A 20,105-nucleotide genomic window follows, 5' to 3' on the forward strand; every position below is an offset into this window, starting at 1 on the left:
CCGTGTCCGACACCCGCTGGACCGTGCTGGTCAACGACGAGGAGCAGCACGCCCTCCACCCCGCCGCCCTCCCCGTGCCCGCGGGCTGGCGCCCCGCCGGTTTCACCGGCACCGAGGACGCCTGCGAGTCCTGGGTCGACGCCCACTGGAGCGACCTGCGCCCGCTGTCCCTCCGTCAGGGGGCCGCCCGCACCTGAGGTGAACACTTCACCACGACCCGTGACCGTGCTAGCGTCCTCCGATGTCGAGGATTCTGGTCACCGATCTGGACGGCACCCTGCTCGGCGGCAGCCCGGACCAGCGTCGGCGGTTACGGGACGCGCTGCTCCGCCACCCCGAGGTGACCCCGGTCTTCGCCACCGGCCGGGGTCCCTCCGCGGTCCGCGAGGTCCTGCGCGACCCGCTCGTCCCCCGGCCCCGCTGGATCATCGCCGACGTCGGCGCCACCGTCCTCGACGGCACCGACCTCACCCCGGTGGACGCCCTCCAGGACCGGCTGCGGGCCGGCTGGCCGGGAGAGGAGCGGGTGCGCGCCGCACTGCGCCGCTTCCCCGGCCTGCGCTACCAGCACGGCGTCGTCCAGGACGGCCGCTGCTCCTACCACCTGGCGCCGCGGCACCTCACCGGCGAGCTCACCGCCGCCGTCGAGGCGCTCGGCTGCGCCTGGGTGTACTCCGGCGACCGCTACTTCGACGTGCTGCCGCCCGGGGCCTCCAAGGGCACCGCGGTGCGCGCCCTGGCCGGCAAGCTCGGCTGGCGGCCCGAGGACGTCCTGGTCGCCGGCGACTCCCTCAACGACCTCTCGCTGTACCGGCTCGGCACCCATGCGGTGGTCGTCGGCGGCGCCGAGCCCGCCCTGCTCGCCGCGCTCGCCGGCACCCCCCACGTGCTGCGGCCCGCACACCCCGGGGCGGCCGGCATCCACACCGCCCTGGACACCCTCGGCTGGCTCTGAGCGCTACGGCAGGATGCCGGCCCGGCGGGCGGCCACCACCCAGCGGGGGAACTGGGAGAGCAGCCGGTCGTACAGCTCCGGGTCGGGCAGGGTGCTGATGTCGTCCACGGAGAAGAAGCCGACGTTGTCCACGCGCCGCCCGGGCAGTTCGTCGAAGCGCTGCAGCACGCCGTAGTCCGAGCGGCCCAGTCCCACGAACTGCCAGAAGACGGGCTCCTCCACGGACGCGCGCAGTTCGCGCTCGATCTCGGCGTTGCGGTAGACGCCGCCGTCGGAGAAGAACAGCACCAGGGTGGGCGCCCCGGCGGGGTGCCGGCGCACGTGCTCCCGGACCTCGGCGATGACCTTCTGCTCCTCGTTGCCGACCCCGACCGCCTTCATGTCGACCTGGCCGTCGGGCAGCCGGCCGGCGCGCCGACGGCGTCCGAACAGCCCGGCCAGCTGCCCGACCCGGACGTGCTGCAGCCACTCCGGGAGGTCCCCCACCCGCAGGTCGGGCAGCCGGGCGGGGTTCGACGCGAACGTCCACGCCTGCATGGTCCCGTCGTCGTCCAGCTGCGCCGCCACCGCCACCATCCGCTCCACCACGTCGGCCACCACGCCCCGGGCGTAGAGCGCCGACATCGACCCGGAGGCGTCCAGCACCAGCACGACCCGCGCGACCATGCCCGCCGCCCCGTGCTTCTCCAGACTCACCGCCACCTGCCGCTTGCGCAGCGACAGCCGTTCCCGCATCCCGGCCGGGAGCCCCTCCTCCCCCGCCGCGCCGCCCGGCTGCCGCGCCCCGCCGCCCTCCTCGTCCACGGTGACCCCGAAGTCGGCCGCCAGCCCCGCGAGCCCCGAGGCGTACCCCTGCCCGACCGCCCGGAACCGCCACTGTCCGCCGCGCCGGTACAGCTCACCGCCGATGAGCACCGTCTCCGGCCCCGCCACCGGCTCGAACCGCGCCAGCTCCCGCTGCGTCGCGACGTCGACCAGCCGCACCACCAGGCCGCGCACCTGCCCGAAGGTCCCGCCGTCCGCCGAGGCCACCAGCACGACCCGCTCCACCCCCGGCTCCACGGCCGCCGGCTCCACCCCGAGCCGGTCCGTCACCACCCCGTCCTCCTCGGCCTTCCCCTGATGGACCACCGCCCCCGACGCGTGCCGCGGCTGGTTGTAGAACACGAAGTCCCCGTCCCCCCGCACCCGCCCGTCCGCCCCCACCAGCAGGGCCGAGGCATCGACATCGGGCCCCCCGGCCTCCCGGCCGACCTCCACCCGCACGGCCGCCGCGTCGACCGGAACATTCGCACCCGCACTCAAGGCTCGCTCCCTCATGGCCCCAGTCTGACAAGGCCCCTCCCACCCCGAACACCCGGGCGAACGCACCGGGCGGCACGGCACCGTCCGACAGCGGGACGCCTCGTCCGGGCGACGGCCGCGCAGGTGCCGGCGCACCCGCGGGGCGGCCGGCAGCCGCCGCCAGGCGGCCATCACCGTGCCGGGCAGGGAGTCAACGCGGTGCTGACGAGCTGTCCGCCGGAGGATGCCTCCGCGCTGTGGAACGCCGTCGACCGGTGGCCGGCCGTCCGCGACCGGTCGCGGGCCCGGCGTTCCCCGCGGACGGGTCCGGTGGCACCGGTCCGCCCGCGAGGTCCCCGCCCCGGCTGTCGCCGTGGCGCAGCAGGCCGGTCGGGCCGCGACGGCACGGGCACCGGCCCGCGCGTGCTCCACCGCGAGGGCGCCTGCGGCGGAGCGGCCGGCGACATCGCCGGCCGCTCCGCCGCCCGGGTCCCCACCCGGCGGCGCCGTCGCCTACAGTGAGAGCTTCTTTGCGGGCGGGACCGGGTGGCGGCACGAGCACGGAGGGGGGGCCGGAGTGGAGCGACGGGTACGTCGAACCGCGGCGGCCGCGCTGTCCTGCGCGTTCCTCGCGGCCTGGGCCGTCTGCCAGGTCCTCCTCGGCACGGCGACGGGGGCGGCGCGGCCGGCCCCTGACGCGCCGCCGGCCGTCAGCTCGCAAGCCGCCCCGGCCGCCCCCGTCGCCGTACGGTTCGGCCCGGCGGGTGCGGAGGTCCGGCGCACCGCGGACCGCCGGGACGCCGATGTCGCCCAGCGGCGCACGGCCGCCGCCGAGCCCGGCGTGCGGCTGCCCGCGCTCCCGCCGGCCGCGCTCCCGGGCGGGCGGACGGACGCCCCCCGGCTCCGGCCCGGGGTGTACGCCCCGGGGTCGCGCCAGGAGCGGGCGCCGCCGTCCGGCCCCTACCACCCCCGCCACACCCGCGGTCCCCCCTCCACCCGGTCCAGCTGACGTTCCACCGCGCCCGCCGACCGGGTGCCGCGGCCTGCCCGCGGCCCGGCCGGGAGGGCTCCGGCCACCGTGCCCGGAGCGCCTCCGGCGGCGCGCGTCCCCTCGCGTCCGCCCGTCCCGGGTGCGGCGTCCCCCGCGGACGCCCGGCTCCCGCGGACCGCCCGTGGAGTACCCATGCCTGCTCGCCGTGCCACGTTCTGGCGCGCGCTCGTCGCGCTCGCCGTCGTCGGTGTCTCGCTCTACACCGCCCTGACCACCCCGCCCCGCCTCGGCCTCGACCTGCGCGGCGGCACCCGGATCGTCCTGGAGACCCAGGACTCGCCCACCGTCCGCGCCGACGCGGACGCCACCGATCGGGCGCTGGAGGTGCTGCGCCGCCGGGTCGACGGCCTCGGCGTCGCGGAGCCCTCGCTCGCCCGCGCCGGGGAGCGGCGCATCGTCGTCGAACTCCCCGGCGTCCAGGACCCCCGCGAGGCCGCCGCGGTGATCGGCCGCACCGCCCAGCTCACCTTCCACCCCGTCACCGCGACCGCCGACGGCCCGGCCGGTCCCCCCGCGGCGGACGGCTCCCGGGTCCTCGCCGACCCCGCCCTGCCCGGCGGCCACCTGCGGCTGGGCCCGCCGGTGCTGACCGGCGACGGCGTCAAGGACGCCTCGGCCGTCCTCGACACCCGGACCGGCCTCGGCTGGAGCATCGACCTCTCCTTCCGCGGCTCGGCCGGCGACGCCTGGGCCCGGCTCACCGGGGAGGCGGCGTGCGCCGCCCCGGCCGACCCCGCCCGCCGGGTCGCCATCGTGCTCGACGACCGCGTCCTGTCCGCCCCCGGGGTCCAGGCCGGCGTGCCCTGCGGGCAGGGGATCACCGGCGGTTCGACGCAGATCACCGGCGGTTTCTCGGCCGACGAGGCCCGGGACCTCGCGGCCCTGGTGAAGGGCGGCGCGCTGCCCGTCCCGGTGACGGTGATCGAGCAGAGCACCGTCGGCCCGACCCTCGGCGCCGAGGCCGTCCGGGCCAGCGCGCTCGCCGCGGCCATCGGCCTGTTCTGCACCGGGGCCTTCATCATCGCCGTGTACCGCCTGCTCGGGGTGCTGGCCACCGTCGCGCTCGGCCTCTACGGACTGATCTCCTACGCCGCCGTGGTCGCGCTCGGCGCGACGCTCACCCTGCCCGGGCTGGCCGGCTTCGTGCTCGCCATCGGCATGGCGGTGGACGCCAACGTGCTGGTCTTCGAACGGGCCAGGGAGGAGTACACCGCGCCCCGGGCGGCCGGCCGCGGCGGGGAGCGCGACCTGCGGCGCCCGCTGCGCGTCGGGTTCGCGAAGGCGTGGAGCGCGGTGGCCGACTCCAATGTGACGACGCTGCTCGCCGCCGGGCTGCTCTTCGTGTTCGCCACCGGACCGGTCAAGGGCTTCGGGGTGACGCTCTCGATCGGCGTGCTGGCCTCGATGTTCTCGGCCATGCTGATCACCCGGCTGCTCGCCGAGTGGGCGGTGCGGCGGCCGGCCGTCGCCCGGCGGCCCGCCCTGACCGGCATGGCCGGCGTCGGCCGGCTCCGGACCCGGCTGAACCGGCGGCCGCCCCGGCTGATGCGCCACCGGCGGCGCTGGCTGGGCGCCTGTGCGGGCCTGCTGCTGCTCGCCCTGGCCGGGATCGGCGGGCGCGGCCTGGACTTCGGCGTCGAGTTCACCGGCGGCCGGGTGGCGCAGTACACCGCCGCACAGCGGGTCGACGCGGACGCCGCCCGCGCGGCGGTGGTCGGCGCCGGGTTCCCGCAGGCCGTGGTGCAGACCACCGGCGACACCGGGGTGTCCGTCCGCACCAAGGAGACCGGCGACGACCAGCAGCAGCACATCCGGGAGGCGCTCACCGGCGTCGCCGGCGAACTCGCGGTGGAGCGCGACGAACTGATCGGGCCGAGCCTCGGCAGCGAGCTGCGCGGCTACGCGCTGGCCGCGCTCGGGCTCGCGGTCGCCGCCCAGCTGCTCTACCTCACGATCCGCTTCCGGTGGACCTTCGCGACCGCCGCGGTGATCGCGATGGCCCAGGACCTGCTGCTCGTGCTCGGCCTCTTCGCCTGGCTGGGCAAGCCGGTGGACAGCGTCTTCCTCGCCGCGCTGCTCACCATCGTCGGGTACTCCGTCAACGACACGGTGGTGGTCCTGGACCGGCTGCGCGAGCTGCGCCGGACGGGGACGAGGGCGCGCTGGGCGGACCTCGCGGACCGCGCCGTGGCGCAGACCCTGCCCCGGACGGTCAACACCGGCATGGGCGCGCTGTTCGTCCTGGCGGCCCTGGCGGTCCTCGGCGGCGACTCGCTCGCCGACTTCTCGGTGGCGCTGCTGGCCGGGGTCCTGGTGGGCACGGCGTCGACGGTGTTCACCGCGATGCCGGTGGTGGTGCTGCTCCAGGGGCGGTTCCCCGATCGGCCGCGGCAGGCCCGGGAGGCGCCGGGGGCACGGGGGGCGCGGACGCCGCACCCGGCGGGCGCGGCGGGGACGCGCGACCACAACGGGGCGGTGGTCTGAGCGAGGCCCGCACCGCTCCCGGGCTCCGGTCCGGGAGCGGTGCGGGCCGGACTCCTCCGCCGACGGGGCGGCCGCCCCCGGCCGGTGGCCCCGCCGGACCCGGCGCCGTCCCGCTGCCGCCCTACCGCGCCGCCGCGGCCTCCAGGGCGGGGAGGGCGGCGACGAGGGCGTCCACGAAGGGCTCCAGCCGGCCGGGCTCGGGCATCTCGCCCCAGAGGAAGCACACCTCGTGGTCGCGGAACGACACCGCGGGCGAACCGGCGGCGGCCAGCCGCCGCGCGATGTCGGTGTCCACCAGGAGCTCCACCAGGCCCTCGGCGCCCTCGCCGCGGGGAACGTAGACCACGCCGCCGGGCCACTGGGCGCCCAGCGGCAGGGAGCTCCAGGGGCGTTCCAGCCGGACCGTGCGCGCGGGAGCCGCGAGGCCGACGCAGACCGCGAGCCCGATGTCCACGTCCCGGGGCCGGCTGCGCATCAGCAGGGCGATCGTCGCCCGGCGCCTGCCGAACATCCCGGACACGGTGTACACCGCGCGGGTCTCCTCCGTCAGCCAGCCGTAGTGCGTGAGGTGGCCGGTCCAGCGGGGCTCGCGGCGGTCGTGCTCCCACCAGCCCGGCCGTTCCCCGAAGGCCGCGACGGCCCTGCGCAGCCGCCCGGCGCGCCGGGCCTTGCGCCCGGCGAGCACGGCCGCGGCGAGCAGCACGACGACCGGCAGGCCGAGGGTCAGGAAGTAGACGATCGCTCCGACCATGGAGTCTCCAACTCGCCGATGGACAACCGGGGTTCACCGTAGCGCCGGCACGGCCCGGCGGAACAGCCGGCGGGCCCGCCGATCCGGCGGCGCCGGGCCGCTCCCCGCCCGCGCCGGCCGGTCCGGCGGGTCCGGTCGCGCGCCGATGAGCCCCCCGCACCGCGCCCGTCGGTACGCTGGGAGCGACTCACGGAGGGCCGGCGCCATGCGGAAACTCACCTACGGCATGAACGTGTCCCTGGACGGCTACATCGCCGCGCCCGGCGACGACATCGGCTGGAGCACGCCGAGCGACGAGCTGTTCCGGTTCTGGTCCGACCAGGTGCAGGCGACCGACCTGTCCCTGTACGGGGGCAGGCTGTGGCGCACGATGAGCTCCTACTGGCCGACCGCCGACCAGCAGCCCGGGATCACCCCGGCGGAGACCGAGTTCGCGCGCCGCTGGCGGGACACGGCCAAGGTGGTGTTCTCCTCGACGGTCGACGCGGTCGACTGGAACACCCGGCTGGTCCCCGGCGACGCGGTCGCCGAGATCGCCCGGCTCAAGGCCGAGGACGGCGGCCCGATGGACATCGGCGGCGCGACGCTCGCCGGGGCGGCCATGCGGGCCGGACTGATCGACGAGTACGTGCTGGCCACCGCGCCGGTCCTGGTGGGCGGCGGCACGCCGTTCTTCACCGCGCTGGACAGCTGGGTGAACCTGAACCTGGTGGAGACGCGGACGCTCCCCTGCGGCGTGGTCCTGAGCCGGTACGAGACGCGGCGCTGAGCATCCGCCGACCGGAATGGACGTTCAGTCCAGATCGGATATACAGTCCATTCCATGGAATCCGCAGACGAGAGCACGGACCCGCGGGTGTGGACGTGGGCGCCGGTGGCTCAGGCGGTCGCGCTGCTGCTCGGTCCGTACGCCGAGGTGGTGCTGCACGACCCGGACACCGACCGGATCCTGGCGATCTGGAACCCGATGACGTCCCGCGGTCCGGGTGACCCGTCGTTCCTGGGCGAGCTGGACAAGCTCGACCCGTCGGCGCGGGACGTGTTCGGCCCCTACGAGAAACTGCTCGCGGACGGCCGGCGCCTGTCCTCGGTCAGCGCGGTCCTGCGCGGCCCGGACGGCGGTCCGTCCGCCGTCCTGTGCGTCAACCTCGACCGCACGCCGCTGGAACAGGCCGCAGCCCTCCTGTCCGCCTTCGGCGCCCCGGCCACGCCCCCTCCCGAGCCGCTGTTCGAGCACGACTGGCACGAGCGCGTCCAGCACGTCGTCGGCGCGTACGTGCGCGAATGCGGGCGCCCGGTCGAACGGCTGACCCGCACGGACCGCCTGGCCGTCCTCGCCCGCCTCGACGAGGCCGGCGTCTTCGCCGTACGGCGGGCCACGCCCGTCGTCACCGGCGCCCTTCAGGTCTCCCGGTCCACCCTCTACGGCCTGCTGGCCGAACTGCGGGCACCGGCGAAGGACCGACGCGCATGACCGGCACGACCGCGGCCGCGGCAGGGGCCGCGGCCCGGCCCGATGACGACCGCGTTGCCAGGAGGCAACCGCGATCACGAACCACGCCGCCGCAGTGCGGAGCGGATCCGGTGGAGGCAGGCATGGAGTTCGAGCTGGTCGAGGTGTTCGGGAGCGGGCCCCTGACCGGAGGACCGCTCGGCGTGGTCCTGTGGGACGGCGCGGGCGACGATGCGCTGATGCAGCGTCTGGCCGCCCGCCTGGCCATGCCGGAGACCGTCTTCCTGCGCGGCGGTGACGGCGGAGAGGTGGACGTGCGGATCTTCACTCCCTATGTGGAGCTGGGCTTCGCGGGCCATCCGCTGGTGGGAGCGGCCGCCGTGGCGGTGCGGCGGAGGCTGGCCGCGCCGGGCTGGGTGACGATGCGCACGCGGGACGGGATCGTTCGCGCGCGGGTGGAAGCAGGAGCGGACGGCGCGGTTCTGGAGGAACGGATCTGCCGGGTGGGTCCGCCGGTCGCGCCGGACCTCGTGTGCGAAGCGGTGGGGCTCGCGCCGGATGCGGCCGTGGGGCCGGTGCGGTGGGCATCGGCCGGGCTCGGGTTCGCCTGCCTCCCGGTGAGTGCCGCCGGTCTGCGGTCGGCCCAGGCCCTGCCGCTCGAAGTCGCGGCGCTCGCCGAGCGGGTCCCCGGACTGGCCGACGTCTTCGGGGTGGCGGCATTCGTTCCGCAGCTGCCCGACGTCCGTTCCCGGGTCTTCGTTCCCGAGCCGGTGTGCGCGGAGGACCCGGCCACCGGCTCGGCCGCGCTGGCCGTGGCGGGATGGCTTGCGCACCAGCGGCGGCCCGAGGGGCCCCTCGCGTTCGACATCGTCCAGGGCACCGCCGGACTCGGCTTCGCCAGGATGCAGGTGAACGTCCGCGGCCGGGCCGGGCGGGATCCGCTCGCGAGCGTCGGCGGCGCGGTCCGCACGCTGGTGCGGGGGCAGCTCGCCCTGGACGGGCCCGCCGGGAACTGACGCCCCGCCCGCCCGGCCGCGGGTGCCGGCCGGGCGGGCGCACGGTCGTCGGACGGGTCGTCAGGCGGCCCGGCGGTAGCTGGTGAGGACGGCGGCGCCGGCCCGTTCGGCGGTCACGCATTCGAGGTCGGCCCGGGGGCCGTCGGCGGGGAAGAGCCGGCGGCCGGTGCCGAGGACGGTGGGGAAGGTCAGCAGGCGGTACTCGTCGACCAGGTCGGCGGCCGCCAGCTGCGCCACGATGCTCAGGCTCCCGGCGACGACCACGTCCCGCCGCTCACGCCGGACGACGTCGGCGAGGTCGCCGTCCAGGACCTCGGTGTTCGCCCAGGCCGTGTCCGCGCGGGCCAGGGTGCGGGTGGCGACCAGCTTCGGTGCGGCGTTCATCCGCGCGGCGAACGCGTCGTCGCGGCCGGGCCAGATCCGGGCGAACAGCTCCCAGGTGGCGCGCCCGAGCAGCAGCACGCCCTCGTCCAGGGCGCGGCCGAGCCGGAACTTGTCGCCGGCGACCGCCTGCGGCCCGTGCCGGAAGGCCCAGCCGCCCCCGGGCGTGCCGTCCGATCCGTCCGGGTCGGACACGATCCCGTCCACGGTGCTGAAGGCGATGACGATGACGCTCATGAGGAGTTCCTTCCGATGGGTGCTCACCGGTACGTACCGGCCGCGCCCGCCGGACTCATCGCTCCGGGCGGAGATCGTTCCCGGAGATCTCACCGGGCAGTCCGAACCCGGCGAGCAGCCCCGGATCGGCGAACACGACGTTGCGGGTGACCAGGCCGGCGGCGACGGTGAGGACCTGCAGGCTGTGCAGCCCGTGCCCGCCGCCGGGCCCGGACCCGGGCGCGTACGCGGCGAGCGCGGGCTGCCCGTTGGCGGTCGTCCCCCGCACCGCCCAGCCCGTGCCGCGCATCCGGAACACCCGCTCCATGAAGCGGCCGTAGTCCCCGCTGCCCCGGTACCACAGCGGCACGGGCGGCATCTCCAGGACGGCGTCCTCGGCCAGCAGCCGCACCAGCGCGGGCACGTCCGCCGCCTCGAAGGCCCGCACGTACCGCCGGACCACTGCCCGCACCTCGGGGTCGTCCGGCTCGCCGACCGGATCGGCGTCCCCCAGCCCGGCGACCGCCCCGCGGGCACGCTGCAGCGCGCTGTTGACCGCGGCGACCGTGGTGCCGAGCTGCCCGGCGACCTCGGCCGCGGTGAACGCCAGCACGTCGCGCAGCACCAGCACGGCCCGCTGCCGCGCCGGCAGCACCTGCACCGCCGCCACCCACGCGAGCCGCAGATCGGCCCGCACCTCCACGTCGAACCGCGCCTCGGGGAACGGCTCCAGCCAGGGGACGTCGACGGCCGGTGCCAGCGCGGCCCCGGTGTCCTCGCTCGGCGCCCCCAGCCCGGAGGGCAACGGACGCCGCCGGCGGCCCTCCAGGGCGCTCAGGCACGCATTGGTCGCGATCCGGTACAGCCAGGTGCGCACCGACGCCCGCGCCGGGTCGTACCGGTCGCGGGCCTTCCAGGCCCGCAGCAGCGTCTCCTGCACCACGTCCTCGGCGTCGTGGCACGAACCCAGCATCCGGTAGCAGAACGCCGTCAACTCACCCCGGTACGGTTCGAATTCCACCCGCCCATCATGCCGCACCCGCGACTGACGTCCCGCCGGTCGCGGTCGGCTCTGCACCGCCGGGGGTCACCGCCCCCGCGCCGCAGGGAGGACGGCAGGGTTCACCGGCACCGGCACCGGCATCGTCGGAGCGGGCGGGATCGTCCGGGCGATCGTCCGGGGCCACCGGCGCCCCGCTGCCCGCCGTGCGCGAACACCGCTCGGTCACCGCGACCTGCCCCCGGTGGCGGATCCCCTCGTCGACCGGCCGGGCGGGGCACTCCCGGTGGCGGACGAGAACACCGTCACCGTTCCACCGTCCTCCCCGCGCCGACCGGCCCCCAGGAGGCCCTGAACGGCCCGCACGACGATCTGCGGGAGGCCCCGCCGCCCGGCCGCGGCCCCGATCCGGTGCGCGGGTGCCCGTCCCCGGTGCTGCCCGGCCCGGGGCCCCACCGTAGGCTGCCTACCATGACCGGTGATCGAATGACTGTCCACGCCGCCCTGGAGACCCTGCTGGCTGGTAACCGGCGATTCACGGCGGGATCCCCCGAGCACCCCAACCAGGACGCCGCCCGGCGGGCGGCCATCGCCCCCGCGCAGAGCCCCTTCGCGGTTCTGTTCGGCTGCTCCGACTCCCGCCTCGCCGCGGAGATCATCTTCGACCAGGGGCTGGGCGACCTGTTCGTGGTGCGCACCGCCGGGCACGTGGTGGGCGCGGAGGTGCTGGGCAGCATCGAGTACGGCATCAGCGTGCTCGGCAGCCCGCTGGTCGTCGTCCTCGGTCACGACTCCTGCGGCGCCGTCGCCGCCACCCGCGCCGCCGTCGAGGAGGGCACCACGGCCACCGGCTACGTGCGCGACGTGATCGAACGCGTGACCCCGAGCGTGCTGGCCGCCCGGGCGGCGGGGTACACGGAGAACTCCGACTTCATCGACACCCACATCGAGCACACCGTCGACCTGCTCCTGGAGCGCTCGCGCACCCTCGCCGAGGCCGTCGCCGCCGGGACGGCCGCGGTGATCGGCGTCTCCTACCGCCTGGCCGACGGCACCGCGCACCTGGTCACCGCGCACGGCCTGGAGGAGCAGCCCGCCGGCTCGCCCTCGTAGGCCCGTCCGCTCACCCGAGGATCAGCGGCAGCGATCGCCAGGTGGCGCACCAGGTCCCGCACCAGCCGGCCGGCGCACCCCGACGGCCTGGCGAAGTCCTCCGCCGCGAGTCCGTCGGCCGCCGAGCGCAGCGCCGCCCACGACGGCCCGAAGAGCCCCACCGGGGCACGTCGGCGCCGCCCGCGGCCGGACGCCGGGGGCCGGACGACGCCGGGAATCAGACCGCGGCGGCCTGCGGCCGGAAGGTGCGGATCGCGTCGTGGCCCTCCTGGACGACCGCGTAGCTCGACTCGGGAACGGGGTTCCACGCCCCCGGCAGGTCGCCCAGCGGCTCGGAGACGATGATGCGGGCCTGCTCGGACGCCATCTGCAGGACGGGGTTGTCCGGGTGCAGGGCGCGCAGGGCCTGGACGCTGGTGCTGAAGTACAGCGACCGCGAGGCGCGCTCGCTCGAATAGCGGAACGCCCACAGCCGGGTGCCCTCGGAGACCGCCACCGTCATCTGCAGGGCGTCGGCGACGCCGTGGCGGGCCGCCGTCGCCTCGACGAAGCCGGCCATCCGCTCGACGGCTCCCGGGACGTCCTCGCGCAGCCCGAAGGTGAGCGCCAGGTGGAACATCAGCTCCGAGTCGGTGGAGCCCTCGATGAAGGGGAAGAGCGAGGCGTCCACGGCGACCATCAGGTCGCGTTTGAGTTCCGGGAAGGCACGGATCGACCCGTTGTGCAGCCACAGCCACGGCCCGTGGCGGAAGGGGTGGCAGTTGGTCTGCTGCACCGCCGTGCCGGTGGAGGCGCGGATGTGGGCGACGAACAGCGGTGAGCTCACGCAGCGCGCCAGTTCGCGCAGGTTGCGGTCGCTCCAGGCGGGGCCGGTCCCCCGGAAGACCGCGGGCTCCACGACCCGGCCGGGCTCACCGAGGCCGGGCCCGCCCTGGTCGGCGGGATACCAGCCGATGCCGAACCCGTCGCCGTTGGTCGTCTCCACTCCCATCCGGGCGTGGAGGCTCTGGTCGATCAGCGAGTGGGCGGGCTTGTAGAGCAGGACCTCCAGCCTGATCGGGGATCCGGAATAGGCCAGCCAACGACACATGCGGCTCACCTTCCTCACGGGCGACGCGGCCTCGCGGCACCGCGGCCCTTCGGCCGGGCTCCTTCCACGGTAGGCCGAGGAGCCCGGCCGGGCGCGCGGAGCACACGGCAGGCACGCCCCGCCCACCGGCCCGCCCTCAGGCGGACTTGGCGGCCCGGAGGAACTCCGCGATCAAGGCCGGGTCCTTGACGCCGCGCCGCACCTCCACGCCGCTGGAGACGTCCACGCCCCACGGCTTGGCGACGGCGATCGCGTCGGCGACGTTCGCCGGGCTCAGCCCGCCCGCCAGCAGCCACTTCCCGGCCGGGGGCGTCCGCCCCAGCGCGGACCAGTCCCACGGCTCGCCCGCCCCCGCCACCGGCGCGTCGAGCAGCAGCAGGTCCTCGCCGAAGTCTCCGCTGTCCGCCCCGGCCGCGGCGGCCGCCGAGGTGGCCCGGATCAGCGGCAGCCCCAGGTCGGACAGCTCCGCGAAGGCGGCCGCCGGATGGTTGCCGTGCAGCTGCACCGCCCGCACCCCGGTGGCGCGCACCGCCTCGCGCACGTACGCGGCCGGCTCCTCGCGGAAGACGCCCACCGTCAGCACCCCCTCGGGCACCGCGGCCGCCAGCTCCCGCGCCAACTCCGGCGACACCCGGCGCGGGCTTTCGGTGAGCACGAACCCGATCGCGTCGGCACCCGCCGCGACGGCGGCGGCGACGTCCTCGGCGGTGCTGAGACCACAGATCTTCACGAACACGTTCCCGGACGCTCCCTACTCGACGGCGGCTGCCAGGGTACCGCCGGAAGGCCCGGTCCGGAGCGCCGGGATCGCGTCCGGTTGGGAGCTTTTCCCGGAATGGAAAGGAGTGCACGAATCGCCCCGCCTTCTGACGACCTGTCGCATTGTTCGTCCTCAGATCGATACAAACCCCGAGGGATTCCGACTATTCCTTATGGGATCTTTATGTCCTGACCTTTCCTCAGGTCGGACCCACAGACGATGATCCCTCGGGAGTAGCGTTGCTACGGAAGTCCCAGGCCTCACCTGCCTTCGCAGGTGGGGCCTTCACTACGCGCAGAGCACGGCGCATAGCCCTGCTCGCCGCCCTCGGCCTGCTGGTGGAGACCGGCGTGGCCCTCAACGGGCTGACCGCGCCCCCGGCGAGGGCCGCGGAGCCCGCGCCCGCGGCCCGCTCCACCGCCGCCGCCCCGGTGACGGAGGCGCCCGACCAGACGTCGGCGCTGCTGGCCGCCCGGACGAACAACCGGCGGATCGAGGTGACCGGCGCCCGGACGGAGACCCTCACCCTCTGGGCCAACCCGGACGGCACGCTGAGCCAGGAGCTCTCGGCCGGCCCGATCCGGATGAAGCTCGGCGAGGCCTGGGTGCCCGTCGACACCACGCTGGTGGAGACCGGCGACGGCAAGGTCGCGCCGAAGGCGCACCCGGAGGGCCTGGTGTTCTCCGGCGGCGACGCCTCGGTGAAGACCGGCGACCCGCTGCCGTCCGCGGCACCGGCCCCGCCCGCGCCCCCGTCCGCGGACCCGTCCGCACGGACCCGCCGTACCGCCGTCGCCCCGCCGTTCGCGGCGCCGGCCCCGGCGTCCGGGGCACAGCCCGAGGCCCCGGCGTCCGCCCCGGCCCCGCAGGACCTGGTCAAGGTCGGCTCCGGCGACCGGCAGGTCGAGCTCGGCTGGCTGGGCAAGCTGCCCAAGCCGAAGCTCTCCGGCTCCACCGCCACCTACGCCGACGCCCGCCCGGGCGTGGACCTGGTGCTGGAGGCGACCAGGACCGGCTTCGAGCAGTACCTGATCGTCAAGAACCGGGACGCCGTCTCCCAGGCCGGCACGCTGACGCTGCCGCTGGACACCACCGGCTACCAGGTGGAGCGCCAGGACGACGGCTCGATCCACCTGACCGACGCGGCGGGCGGCAAGCCCACCGTGCGGATCCCCGCCCCGGTGATGTGGGACGCCGCGCTGGACGAGGCGTCCGGCGAGCACCTGCACCGCGGCGCGGTGTCGATGGAACTGCGCGGCGCGGGCCCGGGCAGCGAGCTGGTGTTCACCGCGGACCCGGCGTTCCTGGCGGACCCGGCCACCCGGTACCCGGTGACCATCGACCCGGTGGTCGACGTCGGCACCAACTTCGACACCTTCGTGCAGACCGACTTCGGCACCGACCAGTCCTCGTCGACCGAGCTGAAGGTCGGCACGTACAACGGCGGCGCGGTCAAGGCCCGTTCCTTCCTGCACTTCCCCGGCGGCGGGTTCAACGGGAAGCAGATCCTCAACGCCAAGCTGTACCTCGCCAACTTCCACTCCTACTCCTGCAGCCCCCGGAAGTGGGAGGTCTGGGCGGCCCAGTACGCGAGCACCGGGAGCCGGTGGGGCAACCAGCCCGGCCTGATCACCAAGTACGGGGAGTCCACCGACACCTGGGACATCGCGGGCGACCCGGACACGTACAACTGCTACGCGTCCGACGGCACCTACTGGGCGAAGGCGGACGTCACCAACCTGGTGCGCGACTGGTCCGGCATGGGTGCGGGCACCTACGCGCTGGGCCTGAAGGCCGCCGACGAGAACGACTCCTACGGGTGGAAGAAGTTCGAGTCCTCCGAGGGCGGTCACGCCCCGTTCCTGTCGATCACCTACAACTCGGTGCCGCCGACCCCGTCGACGGTCGACGTCCTGCCCTCCCAGCAGGGCAACCCGCGCTACACCTCCTCCGCCACCCCGGTCTTCCAGGTGCTGGCCAGCGACCCGGACGGCGGTGACGTCGGCGCCGACTTCGACCTGTACCGCGAGGGCGTCTTCGTCAAGCGCGTCTACAAGCAGGGCCCCAACGGCAGCTACCTCCAGGTCCGGCCCGCCGACTTCGGGCTGACCCGGCTCGACGAGGGCGTGTCGTACTCGATCGGCTCGCGGCTCTGGGACGGCCAGGTCAACTCGGGGTGGACGCCCAGCGTCACGGTGATCGCCGACACGGCGAAGCCGGCCTCGCCGTTCGTCAACTCCGCCTCCTACCCGTCGGACGGCCTCTGGCACGGTTCGGCCGGACAGTCCGGCACCTTCACCTTCACCCCGGCCCCCGGGGTCGCCGACCAGATCGCCTTCGTCCACAGCCTCGACGGCGCCGCCGCGGTGACCCTCGACGCCACCGGCGCGGCGAACGCCACCATCACCCCGGCCACCGACGGCCACCACACCCTGAAGGTGCAGTCGAAGGACCGGGCGGGCAACCTGTCCGACCCGACCGTCTTCGCCTTCTCGGTCGGCCAGGCCGGGCTGGTCTCCCCGGTCGACGGCAGCCAGGCCGCCAAGCGCGTCAAGCTCCAGGTCGACGCCCAGACCCAGTACAAGCGGGTCGTCTACCAGTACCGGCGCGGCCCCGGCGCGACCGAGTACAACGTGCCGCTCGCCAACCTGGCCAAGGCCGACAACACGCCCGTCACCGACCCCAAGCCGCTGCTCGCCGACCTCGGCCCGCACGCCAACTGGACGGTCGTCGACACCCTCGGCAACGTCGGCGGCGTCGTCCAGGTCCGCGCCCTGCTGTTCCCGCAGGACGGCTCCGGCACCGGCTACCCGACCGCCTGGAACACCATCACCGTCGACCGCAACGCGGACGGCGCGGCCGGCGCCGACATCGGCCCCGGCTCGGTCAACCTGCTGACCGGCGACTACTCCGTCGACGTGACCGACGCCGACGAGTTCGGCGTCTCGCTGGCCCGCAGCTCCTCCTCGCGCGACCTCGCGCGCGGCTGGCAGCCGCAGGGCGAGCGCCTGACGGCCAACCAGCGGCAGATCGGCTTCGACACCAACGGCTTCACCGCCGTCCAGGCCACCATCGAGCGCTCCACCGCCCGCGGCCACGACAACAGCACCGACTCGCTGCGCATCGTTCCCACCGCCACCGGCCAGGACTCCTACGCCGCCATCGGCGACCACTCCATGGCCATGGGCATGAAGCCCGGCCGGACCTACCGGCTCACCGGCTGGATCTACGTCCCCGGCGCCACCGGTCTCGCCCCCGACTTCACCGACCGCGGCCTGCGGCTGGCCGGCTTCACCAAGACCGCGGCCGGCTACGCCCAGATCACCTCCGGGAAGGCCGGGTTCACCGACGGCTGGCAGCAGCTGACGGTCGACATGGCCGTCCCGCAGGACGCCACCGAGGCGTTCTTCCGCCTCTACAACGGGTTCTCCGGCAGCGGGAAGGAGGTCTTCTTCGACGATCTGTCGCTGAAGGAGATCGTCGCGCCCTTCGGCCCGCAGTGGTCCGGCGGCCCGGACGCGGGCGCCGGCTCCGAGTACCGCTCGCTGGGCTTCCCCGAGTCCGACCTCGCGGAGATCAAGCTCACCGACGACTCCTCGCTCACCTTCGCCAAGGGCGCCGGCGGCACGTTCTTCCCGGAGCCGGGCGCCGAGTCGCTCACCCTGACCGCCCAGCCCGCCGTGGCCGGACCGATCACCACGCCGACCACCGGCCGCTGCCTGGACGTCAACGGCGGCAACACCGCCAACGGCACCGCCATCCAGACCTGGGACTGCAACAGCAGCGGCGCGCAGCAGTGGATCCTGGGCGACAACGGCTCGGTCTCCGCGGTCGGCAAGTGCCTGGACGTCCCGAACGCCTCCACCGCGGACTACACCAAGATCCAGCTGTGGGACTGCAACGGCACCGGCGCCCAGCAGTGGGAGGTCCGTCCCGACGGCAGCCTGATGAACGCCAACTCCGGCAAGTGCCTCGACGCCCCGGACTCCGGCGGCCAGGGCACCCAGGTCACCCTGCACTGGTGCCACGGCGGTCTCAACCAGAAGTGGACCCCGGCCAACTCCGGTACCACCTACAAGCTCACCGACCTCGACGGCAGCACCACCGTGTTCGCCCGGGGCCTCGGCACGAACGCGTTCCAGGTCCAGAGCGAGACCGGTGCGGAGGCGGCCTCCACCACCCGCTACGTCTACGACGTCACCGACGGCCGTGCGCTCCCCAAGCGTGCCGTCCCGACGGTGGAGCCCGGCGTGGACGACGCGGGCGGCTGCCTGGTCGACCCGCTGCCGCGCGGCTGCGAGGCGATGGACTACGACTACGCGGTCACCACGACGGCGACCGCCGGGACCCCCGGTGACTTCACCGACCGGATCCGCTCGGTCAAGGCGTGGTCGTGGAACCCGGTCACGGCGAAGCAGGAGGCCGTCGAGGTCGCCCGCTACGCGTACGACGAGCGCGGCCGGCTGGTGCAGGTGTGGGACCCGCGCCTGGCGCAGCCGCTGAAGACCACGTACGGCTACGACGCGGACGGCCGGGTCACCCGGATCACCGCCGCCGGTGAGCTGCCGTGGAACCTCGACTACGGCAAGGCCGCGGCCGACCAGGACCCGGGGCGTCTGCTGAAGGTCCGTCGCGCCGCGCTGGCGCAGGGCAGCAAGGACCAGGTCAACGGCGAGGTCGCGACCAACGTCGTCTACGAGGTGCCGCTGACCACCGGCGCGGGCGGTCCGTACGACCTGTCCGGCGCGGACGTGGCGAAGTGGGCGCAGCTGGACGCGCCGACCGATGCCACGGCGGTGTTCGGTCCGGAGGACGACCCGGGCACCAACACCGCCACGGCGGCCAAGCCGGGCAAGGACGGCTACAAGCCGGCCGCCGTCCACTACCTCAACGCCTCCGGCAACGAGGTCAACGCGGCGAGCCCGTCCGTCACGCCCGGCGGTGACATCGACACCACCGAGTACGACCGCTACGGCCACGCCGTCCGGACCCTGGAGGCCACCAACCGGGCCATCGCCCTGGGCACCCACCCGGACACCGCCCGGTTCGTCGAGGAGCTCGGCCTGCCCGCGGCGTCCGCCGACCGGGCCCGTCTGCTCGACTCCCGCACCACCTTCACCGCGGACGGCCTGGACGTCGTCGAGACGCTCGGCCCGGTGTACCGCGCCTCGCTCGCCGAGGACGTCGCGGCCGGCACCAACCCGGCGACCGTCACGGTCGAGGGCGAGAACATGCCCCGCCTGGGCACGACCGCCTCGGTCATCACCCAGAACGGCGACGGGAGCTGGGTCGGCGGGGGCGGCTGGTCCGGCAACGCCCAGGTGATGCTGCTCGGCAAGAAGACCGGGGACAGCGCCTCGTTCCGGGTCGCCGTCCCGGAGGAGGGCGCGTACCTGCTCTCCGCCAGGATGACCAAGGCCGCCGACTACGGCATCGTCAAGTTCGTCCTCGACGGCACCGACGTCACCGGCAGCTTCGACGGCTACAACAACGGCGTCACCACCTCCCCGTGGTCCGCCGGGGCCCCGGTGCAGCTGGCCCGCGGCGACCACCAGCTCGACCTGGTCGTCACCGGCACCAACCCGTCGGCCGGCCAGCCGTACTACCAGGCGGGCATCGACACCCTCACGCTGACCAAGACCACCGTCAACCCGGCCCTCGCGGCGGGGACGTCGGTGGTGGCGCGGGACCACAACACCAACACCTATGACGAGGGGAAGCCGGACGGCAAGGCGTACCACCTGGTCACCACCCAGACCGACGGTGCCCGGATCGACGGCTACGCCGACGACGTCGAGCTGCGGGTCACCAGGACCGGCTACGACACGCCGATCGGCGGCACGTCGGGCTGGTCGCTGAAGACCGCGACGTCCATCACCACGGACGCGCTGGGCGCCAAGCTGACCTCGACGGTCAAGTACGACGCGTCCGGCCGCGCCGTCGAGTCCCGCAAGCCGGGGTCGAACGGGGCGGACGCCGGGACGGTGAAGTCGGTGTTCTACACCGCCGGTGCCAACCCCGACGACGCCGCGTGCGGCAACCGTCCCGAGTGGGCGGGCCTGCCCTGCGTGACCGGGCCGGGGGGTGCGATCACCGGTGCGGACGCCTCGCGGATGCCGACCACCCTGCCGGTCAAGCGCGTCACCCGCTACTCGCCCTTCGGCGAGCCGGAGGAGACCACCGAGACCAACGCCGGAAAGTCCCGCAAGACCGTCACCACCTACGACGGCGCGGACCGTATCACCTCCACCGAGATCACCTCGGACGAGGGCAAGGCGCTGCCGAAGGTCACCACCGAGTACGACCCGGCCACCGGCGACATCGTGAAGACCACCGCGGGCGGCAAGTCGCTGACCCGGGTGATCGACCAGCTCGGCCGGCTGATCTCCTACACGGACGCCGACGGCGGCACCACCACCTCGGAGTTCGACAGGTTCGGCAAGCCCGTCAAGGTCTCCGACCCCACCGGGTCCACCACCTACACCTACGACCGCGCGAAGGAGCCGCGCGGGCTGGTCACCTCGGTCAACGACAGCGTCGCCGGTGAGTTC

Annotated in this window: 16 protein-coding genes; 9 read left to right on the forward strand and 7 right to left on the reverse strand. The window is 74.9% G+C overall.

All coding sequences use genetic code 11. The features are described from left to right. Positions 1–2: 2 nt before the first annotated feature. Both ACF1AK_RS21250 and ACF1AK_RS21255 read left to right on the forward strand, forming a co-directional pair. Entirely contained in the window at positions 3–197 is a 195-nt protein-coding gene (locus tag ACF1AK_RS21250) for an MbtH family protein (RefSeq protein ID WP_391500365.1), read from the forward strand. 44 nt (positions 198–241) lie between these two features. Continuing rightward, positions 242–955: an HAD-IIB family hydrolase gene (locus ACF1AK_RS21255; protein WP_391500366.1), complete on the forward strand. Its 714-nt coding sequence runs from the start codon at positions 242–244 to the stop codon at positions 953–955. A 3-nt stretch (positions 956–958) separates the two neighbouring features. Here ACF1AK_RS21255 and ACF1AK_RS21260 read toward each other — a convergent pair whose 3' ends face one another. Beyond that, on the reverse strand, positions 959–2,275 hold the full coding sequence (locus ACF1AK_RS21260) for a VWA domain-containing protein (protein ID WP_391500367.1): 1,317 nt from the start codon (positions 2,273–2,275) through the stop codon (positions 959–961). 541 nt (positions 2,276–2,816) lie between these two features. Between ACF1AK_RS21260 and ACF1AK_RS21265 the strand changes: the two genes are divergently transcribed. Beyond that, positions 2,817–3,248 (forward strand): hypothetical protein, encoded by a 432-nt coding sequence (locus ACF1AK_RS21265; protein WP_391500368.1) that lies wholly within the window; start codon positions 2,817–2,819, stop codon positions 3,246–3,248. Between the two features lie 174 nt (positions 3,249–3,422). Continuing rightward, the gene (gene secD, locus ACF1AK_RS21270) at positions 3,423–5,774 is read left to right on the forward strand and encodes a protein translocase subunit SecD (protein WP_391500369.1); all 2,352 of its coding nucleotides are present in this window, start codon (positions 3,423–3,425) and stop codon (positions 5,772–5,774) included. A 121-nt stretch (positions 5,775–5,895) separates the two neighbouring features. Here secD and ACF1AK_RS21275 read toward each other — a convergent pair whose 3' ends face one another. Next, complete coding sequence (locus ACF1AK_RS21275; protein ID WP_391500370.1) at positions 5,896–6,525, reverse strand: hypothetical protein; 630 nt, start codon at positions 6,523–6,525, stop codon at positions 5,896–5,898. A gap of 205 nt (positions 6,526–6,730) precedes the next feature. On the opposite strand from ACF1AK_RS21275, the gene ACF1AK_RS21280 reads away from it, so the two are divergent. Genes ACF1AK_RS21280 through ACF1AK_RS21290 form a run of 3 tightly spaced genes read left to right on the forward strand, consistent with a single transcriptional unit; the run spans position 6,731 to position 8,994 of the window. Next, entirely contained in the window at positions 6,731–7,294 is a 564-nt protein-coding gene (locus ACF1AK_RS21280) for a dihydrofolate reductase family protein (protein WP_391500371.1), read from the forward strand. Between the two features lie 54 nt (positions 7,295–7,348). Next, a complete protein-coding gene (locus ACF1AK_RS21285; protein ID WP_391500372.1) occupies positions 7,349–7,999 on the forward strand; it encodes a transcriptional regulator in 651 nt (216 codons plus the stop codon). Further along, positions 7,996–8,994, forward strand: coding sequence for a PhzF family phenazine biosynthesis protein (locus ACF1AK_RS21290; RefSeq protein WP_391500373.1), 999 nt, complete (start codon positions 7,996–7,998; stop codon positions 8,992–8,994). Before ACF1AK_RS21285 ends, ACF1AK_RS21290 begins: the two co-directional genes overlap by 4 nt. A 60-nt stretch (positions 8,995–9,054) precedes the next feature. Here ACF1AK_RS21290 and ACF1AK_RS21295 read toward each other — a convergent pair whose 3' ends face one another. Continuing rightward, the gene (locus ACF1AK_RS21295; RefSeq protein ID WP_391500374.1) at positions 9,055–9,612 is read right to left on the reverse strand and encodes a dihydrofolate reductase family protein; all 558 of its coding nucleotides are present in this window, start codon (positions 9,610–9,612) and stop codon (positions 9,055–9,057) included. A gap of 55 nt (positions 9,613–9,667) precedes the next feature. Next, entirely contained in the window at positions 9,668–10,669 is a 1,002-nt protein-coding gene (locus ACF1AK_RS21300; protein WP_391500375.1) for an RNA polymerase subunit sigma-70, read from the reverse strand. Between the two features lie 393 nt (positions 10,670–11,062). Here ACF1AK_RS21300 and ACF1AK_RS21305 point away from each other — a divergent pair, with 393 nt between their 5' ends. Beyond that, a complete protein-coding gene (locus ACF1AK_RS21305; RefSeq protein WP_391500376.1) occupies positions 11,063–11,704 on the forward strand; it encodes a carbonic anhydrase in 642 nt (213 codons plus the stop codon). Here the strand turns inward: ACF1AK_RS21305 and ACF1AK_RS21310 are convergent. From ACF1AK_RS21310 to ACF1AK_RS21320, 3 genes are all read right to left on the reverse strand, one after another. Next, entirely contained in the window at positions 11,626–12,012 is a 387-nt protein-coding gene (locus tag ACF1AK_RS21310; protein WP_391500377.1) for a maleylpyruvate isomerase N-terminal domain-containing protein, read from the reverse strand. The two genes, ACF1AK_RS21305 and ACF1AK_RS21310, sit on opposite strands and share 79 nt — an antisense overlap. Continuing rightward, the gene (locus ACF1AK_RS21315) at positions 11,922–12,794 is read right to left on the reverse strand and encodes a class II glutamine amidotransferase (RefSeq protein ID WP_391500378.1); all 873 of its coding nucleotides are present in this window, start codon (positions 12,792–12,794) and stop codon (positions 11,922–11,924) included. Before ACF1AK_RS21315 ends, ACF1AK_RS21310 begins: the two co-directional genes overlap by 91 nt. A gap of 136 nt (positions 12,795–12,930) precedes the next feature. Next, the gene (locus tag ACF1AK_RS21320; protein ID WP_391500379.1) at positions 12,931–13,524 is read right to left on the reverse strand and encodes a phosphoribosylanthranilate isomerase; all 594 of its coding nucleotides are present in this window, start codon (positions 13,522–13,524) and stop codon (positions 12,931–12,933) included. A 380-nt stretch (positions 13,525–13,904) separates the two neighbouring features. On the opposite strand from ACF1AK_RS21320, the gene ACF1AK_RS21325 reads away from it, so the two are divergent. Beyond that, positions 13,905–20,105, forward strand: a 6,201-nt coding sequence (locus tag ACF1AK_RS21325) for a ricin-type beta-trefoil lectin domain protein (RefSeq protein WP_391500380.1), incomplete at its 3' end; no start/stop codon positions are given.

The organism is Kitasatospora sp. NPDC015120 (genome assembly GCF_043080305.1).
In the GTDB taxonomy this organism is placed as follows: domain Bacteria; phylum Actinomycetota; class Actinomycetes; order Streptomycetales; family Streptomycetaceae; genus Kitasatospora.